Here is a 15,313-nt window from a genome sequence, read left to right on the forward strand (position 1 = left end):
CGTGTGTTTGTGATAGCGAGGAACGGCCTCATGCCGCCTCGTCCTTCCGGGCGTAAGCGCCGATGACGCGCGCGACCGAAGCCGCTGGCGCATTGACGATCTGGGCGATCCGGGTTGCCGGCGTGGCGATCATGCCAACCAGCCTGGCGCGCAACTCATCGAGCGACGGAAGTGTGGCGAGTGCCTTCACACCGTCGGCGTTGAGCGAGGTGGTGCCCATTGCGCCGCCGAGAATGACCAACTTGTCATTTCCCTTGGCGAAATCGGACGCGACCTTCGGCGCCGCAATCGGATCCTCCGAATAAGCGATCAGCGTCTGTCCCTTGAACAGGTCGATGATCGATGCGGAGTCCGTGCCCTGAAGAGCGATTTTGGCGAGACGGTTCTTCGCGACTTTGACGGTGCCACCGGCAGCGCGCATTTTCGACCGAAGGTCGTTCATTTGCGCGACGGTGATACCGGCGTAGTGGGCCACGACGACTGAACCAGCGCCTGCAAAGGCACCATTCAGGCCCGTGACGAGTTCGCGTTTTTCCGCTCTGTCCACTGCCTATCTCCAGTTGACCCCTGCCCCGCTAGTGGGACAGGCGTCGGGTTGCCTTTTTGCCGGCCGGGCCATCCATTACAGATCTCCCGAACGACGCTCGAGGATCCTGCCCCCTTTCGCCACATCGACGGCAAGCCGGAGATGCGCAGACAAAAGGCAAACACGGTTCGAACCTTTCATTGGAGCTTGTCGCTCCGTTGTCCGGTTTTCACCCGTCTCATGCAGGCCTAGTTCAATTAAGGCTTCTGGGCCGCCTGCAATCTCGGACAGGATGTCCGGAAGCCTCTCGACTTCCGGTACCGGGCCGCCGACAAGTCGGAGGCCCGGAATTCACTTGCGGATCAGCGCCTTGGCAGCCGATCCAGATGTTCGTATCAAGACGCTGCGAGCGTCGAGACGTCGAGCTTGAGGCCCGGGCCCATCGTCGAGGTGACCGACACCTTCTTGACGTAGTTGCCCTTGGCGCCAGCCGGCTTTGCCTTGGTCACGGCATCGGCGAAGGCGCGGACGTTTTCTTCCAGCGCCTTGACGTCGAACGAGACCTTGCCGACGCCGGCATGAACGATGCCGGCCTTCTCGACGCGGAACTCGACAGCGCCGCCCTTCGATGCCTTGACGGCGGCGGCGACGTCGGTGGTGACGGTGCCGACCTTCGGGTTCGGCATCATGCCGCGCGGGCCCAGCACCTTGCCCAGACGGCCGACCAGCGGCATCATGTCCGGCGTGGCGATGCAGCGATCGAAGTCGATCGTGCCCTTCTGGACGATGTCGACCAGATCCTCGGCACCGACGATGTCGGCGCCGGCGGCGCGAGCCTCATCGGCCTTGCCGCCACGTGCGAACACGGCGACGCGGACAGAGCGGCCGGTGCCGTTCGGCAGGTTGACCACGCCGCGGACCATCTGGTCGGCATGGCGCGGGTCGACGCCGAGGTTCATCGCAACTTCGATGGTCTCGTCGAACTTCACCGTCGAACGGTCCTTGAGCAGCTTCAGCGCCTCACCAAGGGCATAGGCCTTGTTGGGGTCGATGCCGTCGCGGGACTTCGATACACGCTTTGCAATCTTTGCCATGATCTCAGCCCACCACTTCCAGACCCATCGAGCGGGCGGAGCCCTCGACCATGCGCATGGCCGCCTCGACGTCGTTTGCGTTCAGATCCTTCATCTTCTGTTCGGCGATGGCGCGCACCTTGTCGCGACCGATCGTGCCGGCCTTGATCTTGCCCGGCTCTTTCGAACCCGAAGTCAAGTTCGCCGCCTTTTTCAGGAAGTAGCTCACCGGCGGCGTCTTCATGACGAAGGTGAAGGACTTGTCCTGGTAATAGGTGATGACGACCGGGATCGGCGATCCCTTTTCCATTTCCTGGGTCTGCGCGTTGAACGCCTTGCAGAATTCCATGATGTTGATGCCGCGCTGACCAAGTGCCGGGCCGATCGGCGGAGACGGCGTAGCCGATCCCGCTTTGACCTGGAGCTTGAGCTGGCCTGCAATTTTCTTAGCCATCTCTTTCCTGCCTTTATCTCATGCCGGCCCCAGTATCGGGAACACCGGCGGTTGCAGTCTGGTGGTGCGGTCCGCGCGGCCGGCTAAAGCCGCATTCGCCTCCCACCCGTTCATGGCCGCGCGCTTTCCGCGCCGCCTCCCCTTGCCGGCGAACCGGCGCAGGGTTTTCGGATCAGCCCTTTTCGACCTGTCCGAATTCCAGATCGACCGGCACGGCGCGCCCGAAGATCGAAACTTCCACCTTGAGCCGCGCCCGCTCCTCGTCCACTTCCTGGACGAAACCGTTGAACGAGGCGAACGGACCATCCGAAACGCGGATCGCCTCGCCGATCTCGAAAGTGACCGAGGGCTTCGGCCGCTCGACGCCTTCCTGAACCTGGTTCAGGATGCGCTGCGCCTCGGCTTCGGTGATCGGCACCGGCTTGGAGTCACCGAGGAAGCCGGTGACCTTCGGCGTGTTCTTGACCAGCGAGAACACCGCATCGGTCAGATTGGCCTTGAGCAGCACATAGCCCGGAAAGAACTTGCGCTCGGCATCGACCTTGCGGCCGCGGCGGATTTCGACGACCTTCTCGGTCGGCACCACGATCTGCTCGATATCGGCGGACAGGCCCTTCTGCTTGGCCTTGTTCTCAATGTCCTCGGCGACCTTCTTTTCGAAGTTCGAATAGGCGTGGACGATGTACCAGCGCGCGGTCATTTCAAGACTTCTCCGTAATCGCCGGACTTAATGGCCGAGGCTCAGTAACCGCTCGATCGCGTAGCCCATGGCCACGTCGGCGGTGAAGAAAAAGATCATCGCGATGACCGCGAATACGAGCACCATCACCGTCGAGATCATCGTCTCCCGGCGCGACGGCCAAGTCACCTTGGCAGTTTCCGCGCGGACCTGCTGGAGAAAGACGAAAGGATTTGTGGTTTTCGAAGCCATATGCCGCTCTGTCTTCAAGACCCGTTGGCCGGGTCTCCTGGATGATCCCGCTGGCCGGGACGTGCCGCCTGGGTTCAAGTCGACGCCGAATCAGCGCCATTTCGCCCATGCAAATCGGACGCGTAAAGCCGGCTTCCCAGCTCCACGCGTCGCGTGTCTGTTGTGTCTACATAAAACCGATTCTTGATCCACGCAAGTGGCAAGTGTCCGCTTTATGACCAAACGCCGCCTCGGAACCATCCAGTCGTCCCGTCCCGGCTATCGAGGCCTTATGCCTCAGTTCGCCCAATATGGCAAGCCACCTGCCCTTTTTCAATGCCGGACCCCAATTCCAGGAGGTGGATCCGGAAATCAGGCACGCGATTACAAGTTCGAGGAAATGGCGTTGCGGACGAACCTGCGACCTGCTGTTTTGGAAACCAAATGAAGCGCACGCAAGATTGGAATCCAGCTGCCCATGCCGAGGCAGCTGGATCAACCCAGGGTTAGTTAGGCACAGGCGAGTTCGACCCCGGCCACTGCGCCGATTCCGCATGGTGGGCGTGGGCGCGGCGCGATCACTGCCGGGCACGGGGGCGGGTCGTCGTCATCGTCGGGGCCGAAAGAACGGCCCCGACGCCGCCAAGCCTTGAGAACGCTGCGGCGCGAGGAGGGTCGCCAAGGCAGCACCCGGCCTGAAGTCTCTTTCCCCAGCGTGGGTTTCTCATCCAGAGCCTTCAACGCACTCAGAATCTGGTCGACAGGGATTACCGTGCCGTTGTCCAGGCGGCGCAAGGCAGGCTGGTTTTCCACCGCGCAGGCATCGGACGCCCACGAGGAAAGCAGTGCCCGCTTTTCTCCACTGCTGAGGCGTGGATGGTTGATGACGTTGTCTGGATTGTCGAGCAGGCACAAAGAAGTTTCAATTTTGCCCGAGCGTGCCGCAGAAAGTGTCGGTGTCTCGTAGAAGTTGTCCATCTCCATTCTCCGCAATCTGGGCCTCCCGGCCGAAGCCGGGAGGCGGACCGCAGGGATAACTGAATCGATACGATCAGGCCGCTTTGCGGGTGCGTTCCGTATCCTGGGCGATCTGCTTGCCCACCTGGGCGTCGCCGGCCCCGATGCTAATGCGGCGCGGCTTCAGCTCTTCGGGAATCTCACGGACGATGTCGATGGTCAGGAGACCGTTCTCAAGGTTTGCTGCCTTGATCTTCATGTGGTCGGCAAGCTTGAACGTCTGCCTGAAACTGCGGTAGGCGATGCCCTGGTGCAGCAGCTGGCGTCCGCTCTGGTCATCAGCCTTCTGGCCTGCCACGACCAGTTCGGGTCCATGCTGGGTCAGCTCAACCTCATCCTGGCTGAAGCCCGCGATGGCCATCGAGATACGGTAATCGTTCTCGTCGACCTTCTCGATGTTATAGGGTGGCCAGTCGGGCCGCGTACCATTGTCGGGCATGTCGAAAAGACGGTCAAAACCGACGGTGCTGCGATAGAGAGAGTCAAAGGTTCTCATAGCCACATCCTCCTTGAAGCAACATGGGTACAAGGGCGCCGCCCAGCAGCGCCGCCTTTTGCCAAGCCAATCGGCCTCGGCGGGAAACGAATTAGGAAGGGCTGAAAACCGGTTCAAGAGCCCTGTTCAAAAAAATTCCAGTAGCCAGGCCAGCATCCCGCTTCCAATAATTCGCAGCCGCTGAAAAGCAGCTGGCGGCAGCAAAATAGGCCTATTCTGAATTGTGAACGCAAATGGCAATTGGCTCGCCAATGGCAGTTGAATCAAGGAAATTGGTTCGTGGAAATACGCCGACTTCGGCATTGCGCATCAGCGCTCTCGCTCTGCGCATGCCTTCGGAACGTCGCTCGTCGAGTACGCGGCTTCAGCCCAACCAAACGAGGAGCCAAAACAAGGCGTTTCTAAAATGCCGGATTCCAACGAGGAAAATGGCACGGGCAGCAGGGCTCGAACCTACGACCTGCGGTTTTGGAGACCGCCGCTCTACCAACTGAGCTATGCCCGTACGCGCGTTTCAGCGCAGGCGCTTCCTAAAAGCTTCCGGGCGCGCTGTAAAGAGTTGTCTGACGCGCTTTCAGATCCTTTGCCGGAAATCCGAATAGGTGATGACCAGCCCGTCCCTGCCGATCTCGATTTTTCGCCTGCCTGAAGCCGCATGCCGGCGCTCAATCCCCGGCCGGCGGCTTGTACGGCCCGCCCGGTACGCCCCAGCCCCAGGCCGGCATCGGTTCGGTCTGGGGGTCGCAGGTCTCGCCGAGGGTGGAATTCATCTTGGCAAGCCGTGACCCCCATTCGACATAGCCCATGAAGGCGGAACGGAATTCGGGATCGTCCGGCAGCCCGACCGCATCGGCGGCATCGGCAAGCAAGCTGATCCAGCGGCGGCGCTGTTCCTCCGTCAGATGCTTGCCCAAGTGATGCATGACCATCTCGCGATGGCCGCCATGCTGTTCGCTGTAGGTCTTGGGTCCGCCAAAAACCTCGCCGATGAAGGCCGCGACATGCGCGGGATGATCCGGCGACATGTGTTTGAACACCGGGCCGACCACCGGGTCGCGCGACACCTTGTCGTAAAAGGTTTCCGTCAGCCGGTTGAGGGCTTCGATGCCGCCGGCCCATTCGTAGAGTGTCGGGATATCCTGGCTCATTCTCGATCCTCCCCCGGGCGACGCCTGCCACGACGATAGCGGAGAAATCGGGCATGGCTCAACCTGGCTCGATGGCCAGTTTCTGCGATGCCTACAGTTTGGCGGGCGACTCGGCCTTGGCTGTCGGCGGAAGCAAACAGTTGTCGGGCTTGGGTGAGGTTTTGCAAATAGCGGGGCCAGTTAGCGCCTCCACCGACTCCGGCCCGGTTGTCAGCCCGACTTTGAGCATCATGTCGGGCTCGAGCTGACGCTCGACCGAGCCTATCGCGGCGAACAGAGCTGGGTCCATCTCCATCTCCTCCAGGTAGGCTTTAACCAACTGCGTCTGTCCCCTCGAGGACATGCTGAGCCTCGCCTTGGGATCGACCAGCCTTTTGGCGCCGGCGGCAAGCATGAGCGCGCAGGCCGAATCGCACTCCACTCCAAAATCGCTAATCAGCCCGACATAGGCACCGTTATCGGCCAAGCAGCCTGCCTCGGGCGGGTCGCAGCCGACGATAGTGGTGCGAGCGACGGCGACGTCGAGCTTCCGTTCATGGATAAGCCTTCCCGCGGCCAGAGCGCTGAACAGGCTGCCCCCCTGTGAGCTGATCACCACCGGCAGCCGCCGGTTGCCAAGGGTGTCGAGCAACTGGCGCAACTTTTGCGGGGTCTGAGGCGTCATCGCGCCTTCCGCCGAGATCCATTCCGGGCAATCGGGATTGCAGAGCGAGTCTCTGCCGCGAACGACAACGAAGCGCATATCTGGCGTCGAATTCCCTGGCGCTGCCTGCAACGGCTTGGGAGCTGGAGCCTTGGCCGCCTGAGAAAGTGGGGGGCCGGTCTTTGCCTTGATCGCAGCCACCACGGCCGGCTTGGCCACGGGCGTTTGTCCGCCGGCTGGCTTGTTTCCCGGTATTTCCCGGCAGTTCGGAGCCGGCGGGTCGAACATGCACAAACTTGCTCTGGTAAACAGCTCAAGAGTGTCCGTGCTGGTCGCCAGTTTCATCGTCAGCATATCGTGGAGGCCGATCTGCCTGATGTCGCTCGCCGGCGTCGCCTTCATCAAGTCCAGCACGCCCTGCCCGATACCCATCTCTCGGAGATAGGCCGAGATCTTTCTCGCGTACCCCTTGCTCATCTCATAGGTCTTGTAGCTTTCACCTTGAGTGACCGTTTGCGTGGTGACCCGATATTTTTTGCCCCGTTTGACGCGATATGTGGTCCGGTAGTGCGTGGTGGAGGGGAACCAGGTGGTCGTGATCTGGTGAACACCCAGATAGTTCCAGCCGCCGGCCACGCGGCGGACGCCACCGGCAAACATCAGCGGACAGGCGGAGTTGCAGCTGGCGCCATCAGACGCCCGGCCGAGATAGGCGGAACCTTTGCCGTAACTAAAACCACAACCATCCGTCCCGGGCCAACAGTCGGAAAACTCGGTCTTGCCTACGGCGATATCGAGCTTGTTCTTGCGGATTATCCGGCCAAGTTCGAGCGCTGCATTGACGTTGCCGCCAAAGGAATTGACGATAATCGGCAGTTTGCGACCGCCTAGCTTCTTCAAGGTGCGCTTGAGCAGGGCTGGCGTGCCGGCTGCGATGTCGCCTTCGGCGGAGATCCACTCCGGACAATTGGGCTCGCAGCCCGGTGCGTTGCTGCGCGCGACGACAAACTTCATCTCCGAGCGATCCTCGGACCATATCGTCGGATCATTCGTCGGATAGGGCACTCCCTGCAGAGGGAGCAATGTCTGCCATGTCCCGGGGGCGGCATCCTCGGCCTTCGCGGCGAAGGCAGCCATCGCCATCGCGGCCACCGTCGCCAGCCGAACCAGCCCGCGCCGCCACCTTGCAGTAGTGTCTGAACGTTGTCCCCAAACCACGCCCGGCAAACCCCTCAATGCAATCCATAATAGTTGCGGCGACGGTGCTTGCAATAGCTTTGAAACAATCGTGCAATACTTGTGCCGCGCAACGCCGGAAACAAAAAGGCAGCCCCAAAGACCGCCCTTTTCCTGGTCCATCCGGCTGACACCGGCTCGACTATTTCTCGATGGTGATGACGACGCCGGCACGACGGTGCGGCCGCCTTCACGGAAGGCGAAGCAAGGCTTCTCTTCCATGACGATAGGCGCGATCAGCCATTGGACGACGGCACCACGCGGCAATTCTCAGGTTTCGGCGCCGATCTGCAGATGCTGGACCCCGTCAGCGCATCCACCGACTGGCGCCCGGTCGTCAGGCCGACCTCCAGCATCATGTCGGGTTCGAGCTGACGCTCGACCGAACTGCCCTGGAGCGCCCGGAACAAAGCGGGGCTGATCGCCATCTCGTCGAGGTAGGATTTGACCGCCTGCTTCTGCCCCATCAGATAGAGGCTGAGCCGCGCCTGGGAACCGACAAGCCGCCTGGCGCCACCGGCCAGCATGAGCGCGCAGGCCGAATCGCACTCGCCGTCGCCATCGACGCTCAGCCCGGCATAGGCGCCGTCCTTGGCCAGGCAATTCCACTCTGCCGGGTCGCAGCCGACGAAATCGGTGCGGGCAACGGCAACGTCGAGCTTCTTTTCATGGATGATCCGGCCCGCCGCCAGGGCGCCGGAGAGGTCTCCGCCTCGCGAGCTGATCACCACCGGCAGCCGCCGGTTGCCAAGCGTGGCGAGCAATTGGCTGAGTTTCTGCGGCGTCTGGGGCGTAATTGCGCCTTGCGCTGCAATCCATTCCGGGCAGTCGGGATTGCAGAGCGGGTTGCTGCCGCGAACCACGACAAAGCGCATGCCGTCATCGTGCGGCGCGCTCTCCGGCTTCACCGGCAGCGGCGCAGCCTTTGCCACGTCCGGCAGGCCGCCGGCTGGCTTGTTCTCCGGTATCTCCCGGCAATTCGGAGCCGGAAGGTTCAGCCTGCACAGGCTTGCGCTGGTCAGCAAATCTGCAGCGTCGTCGCTGGTGACCAGCTTCATTGTCAGCATGTCGCTGAGGTCGATCTGCTGGATGTCGCTGGCCGGCGTGCTCTTCATCGTCTCGATGATGCTGAGGTCGACACCCATCTCCTTGAAATAGGCGGACAGCTTGCGCTCCACCCCCTTGCTCATCTCGTAGGTCTTGTAGCTGCCGGTGTTCTTGCGGCTGACGACCTTCTTGCTGATGACCCGCTTCTTGCCTTTCACGATCCGGTAGCGGACCTGATACTGCACGTTCATCTGCACGATCGTGGTCGTGATCTGGTGGACGCCGAGATAGGCCAGCGGCCCGACCAGGCGCCTGGTGCCGCCGGCCAGCATCATTGGACAAGCGGACGCGCAATAGCTGCCGAGCACATAGGGGCTGCCGATATAGTGCGCGCCTCTGGCGTCGTTCTCCTTGCAGTTTTTCATCCCCGGCTCGCAGCCGACGAACCACGTCCTGCCGACCGCGATGTCGAGCTTGTTCTTGCGTATCATCCGGCCCATGGCGATGGCCGCATCGACATCGCCGCCCGGAGAGTTGATGACGATCGGCAATTTGCGGCCGCCGAGCGTTTTCAGGGCAGCCTTGAGCAGCGCCGGCGACTTGGCCGATATCGCACCCTCGGCCGATATCCATTCCGGACAGGTCGGCTCACAGCCCGCCGCGTCGCTACGCACGACGACGAACCGCATCGGCGGATCCGGATCCGGCTCTGAATTTTTTGTCCCGGCCGCGAAGGCGGCGCTGCCCACGGCAAGCATCGACACCAGGCAGATCAGCCCCAGTGCCAACCATGGCCGACTATGCAAACGGTGCTGTGGAACCATCCGACCAAGCCCTCAACCCAATCTATACTGTAGAGGCTCACAGACTTGCAACAGAGATTGGGACCCCAAACAGGCACATCTGGCCAACGAAAAAGGGCGGCCCGAGGGCCGCCCCTATCCGTTTCGATCCGGCGATGCCGGGCTCGATTACTCTTTGATGGTGACGACGATGCCGGCACCGACGGTACGGCCGCCTTCACGGATGGCGAAGCGCAGCTTCTCTTCCATGGCGATCGGCACGATCAGCTCGACATCGACCGTGATGTTGTCGCCGGGCATAACCATTTCCGTGCCTTCCGGCAGCGACACGATGCCGGTCACGTCGGTCGTGCGGAAGTAGAACTGCGGACGGTAGTTGGTGAAGAACGGCGTGTGACGGCCACCTTCGTCCTTGGTCAGGATGTAGGCTTCGGCCACGAACTTCTTGTGCGGCTTCACCGTACCGGGCTTGGCCAGAACCTGGCCGCGCTCGACGCCTTCACGATCAACGCCGCGCAGCAGCGCGCCGATGTTGTCGCCGGCCTGGCCCTGATCGAGCAGCTTGCGGAACATCTCGACGCCCGTGCAGGTCGTCTTGGTCGTCGGGCGGATGCCGATGATTTCCAGTTCCTCGCCGACCTTGACGATGCCGCGCTCGACGCGGCCGGTGACGACCGTGCCACGGCCCGAGATCGAGAACACGTCTTCGATCGGCATCAGGAACGGCTTGTCCAGCGGACGAACAGGCGTCGGGATGTANACGCCGACCTGACGGGCAAGCAGGATGTGCTCGCGGGTCTGCGGCATCGGGCCGTCGGCGGCCGACACGACCAGGATCGCGCCGTCCATCTGCGCAGCACCCGTGATCATGTTCTTCACATAGTCGGCGTGGCCGGGGCAGTCGACATGGGCGTAGTGGCGCGCAGCCGTCTCGTATTCGACGTGCGCCGTCGAAATCGTGATGCCGCGGGCCTTCTCTTCGGGCGCCGCATCGATCTGGTCGTAGCGCTTGTATTCGCCAAAATACTTCGTGATCGCCGCCGTCAGCGACGTCTTGCCATGATCGACGTGGCCAATCGTGCCAATGTTCACATGAGGCTTGTTACGCTCGAATTTACCTTTTGCCATAGTCTCTTTCCTTGGACGGCCTTGACCTTCAGTTCAGTCGAATGCGGGGCGATTAGCGACTACGGCCGAAAAACACAAGTGCCTTGTGGCCGGGTGCGCTGTCCACTCGGTCTCAACCGATGATCCGATTGCGGGGATGTGGCGCTGATATAGGAACGCGCGAGCGGAAATGAAATGGGGGCTGCGGGCTCCAGCACCTGTTTGCTATTCCCGCCCATGTCCTGTCCCGCCCATGTCCTGGCCTTTGCCTGCCGGATGTGCAGCCGGCGCCTGGCCCATTGCCGCTACGGCGGCGGTCTGATTTGGTTGCCCCATGCAATTCATACCGACCTCCATACGCGGCCCGCTGTTCATGATCGTTTCGACGGGGTCGTACCTCGTCAACGACACGATGATGAAACTCGCGACCGCGGGCTTGCCGTCCTATGAAGTGCTGTTCCTGCGCGGGGTCGCGGCCACGCTATGGGGCATGCCGCTGCTGTTCCTGCTGGGCTATGGCAGGCAGATCCCTTTGATCTTCGACAAACGCGTGCTGCGCCGCAACCTGCTCGAGCTCGCGGCCATCCTCTGTTACGTCGTGGCGCTGGCCAACATGCAGATCGCCGATTCGACCGCGCTCGGGCAGATCACCCCGCTTTTGATGCTGGTCGGCTCCTCCATCCTGTTCGGCGAACGGATCGGCGGCGTGCGCATGGCGCTGATCGGGCTCGGTTTCGTCGGTGCGCTCATGGTGGCCCAGCCGACTATGCAGGGCATCTCGGTCTATGCGTTGCTGGCGCTCGGCAACGCGGCATTGGCGGCGGCGCGCGATCTTGCCGGCAGGCGGGTCGCGGCCGAGGTGCCGGGCATGATCGTCGCCATTTCCGCCGTCGTGGTGGTGCTGATCGGCGCGGGCGCCGCGCATCTCGTTTCCGAGCGCTGGGTGATGCCGGAAGCCCGGCACCTGCTGCTCATGGCCGGCGCCGGATTCTTCCTGATCTTCGGCCATTTCTTCATCTTCATGGCCTATCGCGTCGGTCCGACCGGCGTCGTGGCGCCGTTCTACTACTGCTTCACCGTCTGGGCGGTCATCTCAGGCGTGCTGGTNCATCCTGCTGGTGGTCGCGAGCGGGCTGACCATCGTCTCGCTTGATGAACGCAAACGCAGGCTGACCGTCGTCGCCTGACCTTTAAGTCAACGCGTCGAAGCAGGTTTGGCCGTCCTGCGGTCAGCCAGTCGGCAGACTGGTGCCTAAAGCGTTCGCTTGCCGGAGAACTGGTGATAGGCCCACAGCACGACGACCGCGCCGATAACGGCGACGATCAGGCTCCAGATGTTGAGGCCGGTCACGCCCGTGGCGCCAAAGGCGCTGAAGATCAGCCCTCCGACGATGGCGCCGACAATGCCGAGCACGATATCCATGATCAAGCCCTGGCCGGTCTTGTTGACGATCTTGCTGCCGATAAAGCCGGCGATGACGCCGAGGATGATCCAGCTGATAATGCCCATTTTTCCTCTCCATTCCCCGCCCGCCGATCATGGTCACATGATTGTCAAAAGCTCAAGCCAACTTGAAATTCCGCCCGCATGGTCCATTGTAGCCGGCGGGACGGGCTTGGTCGTTATGGAGGATTGACCTATGGGACTCTTTGACAACGCCGTACCCGGCGGCAACATCACCAAACCGCTGATGATCGCGCTCGGCGCGCTGCTGGTGGGAAAGATGCTGAGCGGCAGAAGCGCCGAACAGACGAGTGCCGAAGAGACGGGCGAGCCCGCCCAGCCTCAAACGCCAGCCCCCACCGGAACCACGGCCTCAGGCGACGGCGGCCTGCTTGGCGGACTGGGCGGACTGCTCGACAAGCTCAAGAATGCCGGCCAAGGCAATGTTGCTGACTCCTGGGTCGGCACCGGGCAGAACCAGCCGATCAACGCCAATGATCTCGGCAAGGCGATCGGCCCGCAGGTCATTCGAGAGATCGCGCAAAGGACCGGGCTGGACGAGCAGGAGTTGCTCAAGCAATTGTCCACAGCCCTGCCAGGCATTGTCGACAGACTGACGCCGAACGGACAGGTGCCGCAGCAACACCAGGTCGCGTCCGCCTTCAACAGCTAGACTTCTGCGCCTGCATCACGCGCAAACACGCCCGGCACCGCCTTGCGGCTGTCGGGCGTTGCTGCGACCAGCGCCGCGAACCGTCTGGCAGTCGACGCATCGACCGGCGTGTAGAGGGAAACCGAGAAATCACTGTCGCGGCCACCCGGCTGCAGCGTGGCGAAATCGAACGACATCGCGCCGGCGACAGGGTGCCGAATGGATTTCCGCCAGATCGGTGGCTCGGCGATGTCGCGGCTGTTCCAGCACGTGGCGAACGCTTCGCTTGCCGCTTCCAGTGACGAAACCAGGGCGGCCAGCACCGGATCGCGAGTCATGGCAACAGTGGCAAGCCGGAACTGCGCGACCGCCGAGCGCGAAACCTCCGGCCAGTCGACAAAGCGCTGCCGCCATTCCAGGTCGAGAAACAGCCGGGCGAGCAGGCTGCCGGACCACTCATCATCCGTCTCGAAATCCCCGAGCAGCACCGCCGCGGGGTGGTTCCAGGCGACGACCTGCCAATAGCGATTGACGACATATGCCGGGTGCGGCGCCAGCCCGTCGAGCAGGCTGAGCAACGGCGCGCTGGGCAGGCCTTGCTCGCCGAGCCGGTTTCGCCAGTCGAGATCGGGCCGCGCCAATTGGAACAGATAGGCCTGCTCGGACCGGCTCAGCTTCAGCACCCGCGCCAGCGAGCGAAGCACCTGCGGCGACGCGTTCACCTCCCGTCCCTGCTCGAGCCAGGTGTACCAGGTGGTGCTGATCCCCGCCTCGGCGGCGACCTCTTCGCGCCTGAGGCCCGGTGCCCGGCGGCGGCCATTGGCGCCATCGATCCGCGGCAAGCGGTCCCGCCGCTCGCGCAGGAAGCGGGCAAGCTCGTCGCGCCGTGGGCCGTCATACGTCATTCTGTCACCGTCAATACCAGTATAAGCGGTAGTCTTGTACCCCTTTAAAGGCAAGCTAGATTGCGGGCGATCGCCTGAAAGGATCGCCCATGCACCTCACCCGACGCTGGCTGTTTCCGCTCGCCGTCACTTGCGTCGTGTCCGGAAAGGCGTGGGCCATCGAGGCCCACAACGCAACCCAAAGGACACCACCAATGAACGCGCTCAATGAAATCCGTCAGATCGACTACACCGTCATCTTCGCCCGCCACATGGCCGCCATGCGGCACTTCTACGGGGATGTGATGGAATTTGATCTGCAGCGCGAACTCGGCGACAGGTGGATCGAATATCGGGTCGGCCCGAACACGCTGGCCTTGACCAGCCTCGGCATGATGTTCAACGACACGCCGCAGCAGCGGGATGCGCTGTCGCTTCAGCTGGCATTCCGGGTGGCGCCGGAGATGGTCGCTGCTTGCGCCGAGGCGCTTCAGGCCAAGGGCGTGCAGCCGGTCCTGCCGCTCACCGACCAGGAATGGGGCCACAGGACAGTGTTCTTCCGCGATCCGGATGGCAACGTTGTCGAGATATTCGCAGAGATCTGATGAGTGTTTGGAGCGGGTAGCGGGAATCGAACCCGCATATTCAGCTTGGAAGGCTGCTGCTCTACCACTGAGCTATACCCGCATCGTCCTCAAGGTTCGCGGGCTGGCAGTGGTGGAGAGGGTTGGATTCGAACCAACGTAAGCTAAGCTAACGGATTTACAGTCCGTCCCCTTTAACCACTCGGGCACCTCTCCAGCCTGCCGTCGAAGCCTTGCAACGAGGCATTCTCGCCGATCAGGTCGAAACCAGGGTTTTGTCCGAAATCAGCGAAGCGCCTTATGGCGGCAAGGCCAGTGGGTGTCAACCGCACCGCAAGGCAAAATGCGCTGAATTTGACAGCCTGCCCGGCAAGCCGGCTTTCTGCCTGTATCCACAGCCCGGCGACGCGGCTATAGAAGCCGGCCATGAGCAATGACAACACGCCCAAGACCGCCAAAGACACCCATTACGCCAAGCTGCGCCGCGCCCATCGCGACGAGAAGGCCGGCGGCGCGCCCGCCTTCCGGCCGCGCCAGCCGGTGCCGCCGGGCGAGAACGCCGCCGACGGGCTGGTGCGGCTTTATGGCCTGCACACGGTGCGCGCCGCGCTCGACAATCCGCGCCGGCGGATCAGAAAGATGTTGGTGACGCGCAATGCCGCCGAGCGGCTGGCGATCGCCGACCTCGCCGCTTTGCCGTTCAAGGCCGAACTGGTCGAGCCGAAGGACATCGACAAGATCACCGGTTCGGACGCCGTCCACCAGGGCGTGCTGATCGAGGCCGAGCCGCTGAAGCCCAAGCGCCTTGACGCGCTCGGCGATACCAAACTGGTGCTGGTGCTCGACCAGGTCACCGACCCGCACAATGTCGGCGCCATCCTGCGCTCGGCGGTCGCCTTCGGCGCCGGTGCGCTGATCACCACGGCCCGCCACAGCCCGCAGGAATCCGGCGTGCTGGCCAAATCCGCCTCCGGCGCGCTGGAACATATCGACCAGGTCGAGGTGAAGAACCTCGCCGACGCGCTGGAACAGCTGCACGAAGCCGGCTTCCAGACCATCGGCCTCGATTCGGACGGGCCGGCCGAACTCGAAACGAGTTTTTCAGGCGAAAAGATAGCCCTGGTGCTCGGCGCCGAAGGCAAGGGCCTGCGCCAGAAGACGCGCGAGACGGTGACGACACTCGCCCGCCTCGACATGCCCGGCGCCATCCGCTCGCTCAACGTGTCGAACGCCGCGGCGGTGAGCCTTTATGCGGCACGGAAATTCCTTGGAAAGTGAATGGTGAAATA

Annotated in this window: 18 protein-coding genes and 3 tRNA genes; 4 read left to right on the top strand and 17 right to left on the bottom strand. The window is 62.5% G+C overall.

What is annotated here, in order from left to right:
* Positions 1-28: 28 nt before the first annotated feature.
* The 12 genes from rplJ to X726_RS166455 all read right to left on the bottom strand — a co-directional run bounded on the left by rplJ (position 29) and on the right by X726_RS166455 (position 10,481).
* Positions 29-547, bottom strand: coding sequence for a 50S ribosomal protein L10 (gene rplJ, locus X726_RS166505; protein ID WP_023667437.1), 519 nt, complete (start codon positions 545-547; stop codon positions 29-31).
* A gap of 374 nt (positions 548-921) precedes the next feature.
* Positions 922-1,620, bottom strand: a complete 699-nt coding sequence (rplA, locus tag X726_RS166500; RefSeq protein ID WP_023667438.1) for a 50S ribosomal protein L1 — start codon at positions 1,618-1,620, stop codon at positions 922-924.
* Between the two features lie 4 nt (positions 1,621-1,624).
* On the bottom strand, positions 1,625-2,053 hold the full coding sequence (gene rplK, locus X726_RS166495; RefSeq protein WP_006333334.1) for a 50S ribosomal protein L11: 429 nt from the start codon (positions 2,051-2,053) through the stop codon (positions 1,625-1,627).
* Between the two features lie 172 nt (positions 2,054-2,225).
* The gene (gene nusG, locus X726_RS166490) at positions 2,226-2,753 is read right to left on the bottom strand and encodes a transcription termination/antitermination protein NusG (RefSeq protein ID WP_006333333.1); all 528 of its coding nucleotides are present in this window, start codon (positions 2,751-2,753) and stop codon (positions 2,226-2,228) included.
* Between the two features lie 27 nt (positions 2,754-2,780).
* The gene (gene secE, locus X726_RS166485; protein ID WP_023667439.1) at positions 2,781-2,984 is read right to left on the bottom strand and encodes a preprotein translocase subunit SecE; all 204 of its coding nucleotides are present in this window, start codon (positions 2,982-2,984) and stop codon (positions 2,781-2,783) included.
* Between the two features lie 489 nt (positions 2,985-3,473).
* Complete coding sequence (locus tag X726_RS1000000170310) at positions 3,474-3,941, bottom strand: hypothetical protein (RefSeq protein ID WP_023731757.1); 468 nt, start codon at positions 3,939-3,941, stop codon at positions 3,474-3,476.
* Between the two features lie 73 nt (positions 3,942-4,014).
* Positions 4,015-4,476 (bottom strand): Hsp20 family protein, encoded by a 462-nt coding sequence (locus X726_RS166480; protein WP_023667441.1) that lies wholly within the window; start codon positions 4,474-4,476, stop codon positions 4,015-4,017.
* Positions 4,477-4,905: 429 nt separating this feature from the next.
* Positions 4,906-4,981, bottom strand: a tRNA-Trp gene (locus tag X726_RS166475).
* Between the two features lie 160 nt (positions 4,982-5,141).
* Entirely contained in the window at positions 5,142-5,624 is a 483-nt protein-coding gene (locus X726_RS166470; protein ID WP_023667442.1) for a group II truncated hemoglobin, read from the bottom strand.
* Positions 5,625-5,715: 91 nt separating this feature from the next.
* Positions 5,716-7,725 (bottom strand): hypothetical protein, encoded by a 2,010-nt coding sequence (locus X726_RS166465; RefSeq protein ID WP_348626742.1) that lies wholly within the window; start codon positions 7,723-7,725, stop codon positions 5,716-5,718.
* A 14-nt stretch (positions 7,726-7,739) separates the two neighbouring features.
* Positions 7,740-9,239, bottom strand: a complete 1,500-nt coding sequence (locus X726_RS166460) for a hypothetical protein (RefSeq protein ID WP_245272012.1) — start codon at positions 9,237-9,239, stop codon at positions 7,740-7,742.
* 282 nt (positions 9,240-9,521) lie between these two features.
* Positions 9,522-10,481 (bottom strand): elongation factor Tu, encoded by a 960-nt coding sequence (locus X726_RS166455; protein WP_023667445.1) that lies wholly within the window; start codon positions 10,479-10,481, stop codon positions 9,522-9,524.
* Between the two features lie 313 nt (positions 10,482-10,794).
* Between X726_RS166455 and X726_RS01000000166555 the strand changes: the two genes are divergently transcribed.
* On the top strand, positions 10,795-11,613 hold the full coding sequence (locus tag X726_RS01000000166555) for a DMT family transporter (RefSeq protein WP_245272013.1): 819 nt from the start codon (positions 10,795-10,797) through the stop codon (positions 11,611-11,613).
* Positions 11,614-11,712: 99 nt separating this feature from the next.
* Here the strand turns inward: X726_RS01000000166555 and X726_RS166450 are convergent, their stop codons facing one another.
* Positions 11,713-11,970 carry a GlsB/YeaQ/YmgE family stress response membrane protein gene (locus tag X726_RS166450; protein ID WP_023667446.1) on the bottom strand — a complete coding sequence of 86 codons (258 nt, stop codon included), beginning with the start codon at positions 11,968-11,970 and terminating at the stop codon, positions 11,713-11,715.
* A gap of 130 nt (positions 11,971-12,100) precedes the next feature.
* On the opposite strand from X726_RS166450, the gene X726_RS166445 reads away from it, so the two are divergent.
* Positions 12,101-12,577 carry a YidB family protein gene (locus tag X726_RS166445; protein WP_023667447.1) on the top strand — a complete coding sequence of 159 codons (477 nt, stop codon included), beginning with the start codon at positions 12,101-12,103 and terminating at the stop codon, positions 12,575-12,577.
* Here the strand turns inward: X726_RS166445 and X726_RS166440 are convergent.
* Entirely contained in the window at positions 12,574-13,461 is an 888-nt protein-coding gene (locus tag X726_RS166440; protein WP_023667448.1) for a helix-turn-helix transcriptional regulator, read from the bottom strand. The genes X726_RS166445 and X726_RS166440 overlap by 4 nt on opposite strands.
* A gap of 194 nt (positions 13,462-13,655) precedes the next feature.
* Here X726_RS166440 and X726_RS166435 point away from each other — a divergent pair, with 194 nt between their 5' ends.
* Positions 13,656-14,045, top strand: coding sequence for a VOC family protein (locus tag X726_RS166435; RefSeq protein ID WP_023667449.1), 390 nt, complete (start codon positions 13,656-13,658; stop codon positions 14,043-14,045).
* Between the two features lie 8 nt (positions 14,046-14,053).
* On the opposite strand, the gene X726_RS166430 is transcribed toward X726_RS166435, so the two are convergent.
* From X726_RS166430 to X726_RS1000000168350, 3 genes are all read right to left on the bottom strand, one after another.
* Positions 14,054-14,127: transfer RNA gene (locus X726_RS166430), tRNA-Gly, on the bottom strand.
* A 28-nt stretch (positions 14,128-14,155) separates the two neighbouring features.
* A tRNA-Tyr gene (locus X726_RS166425) sits at positions 14,156-14,240 on the bottom strand.
* Positions 14,219-14,452: a hypothetical protein gene (locus X726_RS1000000168350; RefSeq protein WP_023667450.1), complete on the bottom strand. Its 234-nt coding sequence runs from the start codon at positions 14,450-14,452 to the stop codon at positions 14,219-14,221. Before X726_RS1000000168350 ends, X726_RS166425 begins: the two co-directional genes overlap by 22 nt.
* Between X726_RS1000000168350 and rlmB the strand changes: the two genes are divergently transcribed.
* Positions 14,451-15,302, top strand: a complete 852-nt coding sequence (gene rlmB, locus X726_RS166420; protein ID WP_023667451.1) for a 23S rRNA (guanosine(2251)-2'-O)-methyltransferase RlmB — start codon at positions 14,451-14,453, stop codon at positions 15,300-15,302. The genes X726_RS1000000168350 and rlmB overlap by 2 nt on opposite strands.
* Positions 15,303-15,313: the final 11 nt, after the last annotated feature.

Source organism: Mesorhizobium sp. LSJC285A00, assembly GCF_000503155.1.
Lineage (GTDB): Bacteria > Pseudomonadota > Alphaproteobacteria > Rhizobiales > Rhizobiaceae > Mesorhizobium.

Coding starts and splice junctions, on each gene's coding strand:
- rlmB (WP_023667451.1), top strand. CDS start 14,451: ATGAGCAATGACAACACGCCCAAGACCGCCAAAGACACCCATTACGCC.
- X726_RS166470 (WP_023667442.1), bottom strand. CDS start 5,624: ATGAGCCAGGATATCCCGACACTCTACGAATGGGCCGGCGGCATCGAA.
- rplK (WP_006333334.1), bottom strand. CDS start 2,053: ATGGCTAAGAAAATTGCAGGCCAGCTCAAGCTCCAGGTCAAAGCGGGA.
- X726_RS166440 (WP_023667448.1), bottom strand. CDS start 13,461: ATGACGTATGACGGCCCACGGCGCGACGAGCTTGCCCGCTTCCTGCGC.
- X726_RS166445 (WP_023667447.1), top strand. CDS start 12,101: ATGGGACTCTTTGACAACGCCGTACCCGGCGGCAACATCACCAAACCG.
- X726_RS1000000170310 (WP_023731757.1), bottom strand. CDS start 3,941: ATGGACAACTTCTACGAGACACCGACACTTTCTGCGGCACGCTCGGGC.
- secE (WP_023667439.1), bottom strand. CDS start 2,984: ATGGCTTCGAAAACCACAAATCCTTTCGTCTTTCTCCAGCAGGTCCGC.
- X726_RS166480 (WP_023667441.1), bottom strand. CDS start 4,476: ATGAGAACCTTTGACTCTCTCTATCGCAGCACCGTCGGTTTTGACCGT.
- X726_RS1000000168350 (WP_023667450.1), bottom strand. CDS start 14,452: ATGGCCGGCTTCTATAGCCGCGTCGCCGGGCTGTGGATACAGGCAGAA.
- X726_RS166460 (WP_245272012.1), bottom strand. CDS start 9,239: ATGCGGTTCGTCGTCGTGCGTAGCGACGCGGCGGGCTGTGAGCCGACC.
- X726_RS166465 (WP_348626742.1), bottom strand. CDS start 7,725: ATGGAAGAGAAGCCTTGCTTCGCCTTCCGTGAAGGCGGCCGCACCGTC.
- rplA (WP_023667438.1), bottom strand. CDS start 1,620: ATGGCAAAGATTGCAAAGCGTGTATCGAAGTCCCGCGACGGCATCGAC.
- X726_RS166435 (WP_023667449.1), top strand. CDS start 13,656: ATGAACGCGCTCAATGAAATCCGTCAGATCGACTACACCGTCATCTTC.
- X726_RS166450 (WP_023667446.1), bottom strand. CDS start 11,970: ATGGGCATTATCAGCTGGATCATCCTCGGCGTCATCGCCGGCTTTATC.
- nusG (WP_006333333.1), bottom strand. CDS start 2,753: ATGACCGCGCGCTGGTACATCGTCCACGCCTATTCGAACTTCGAAAAG.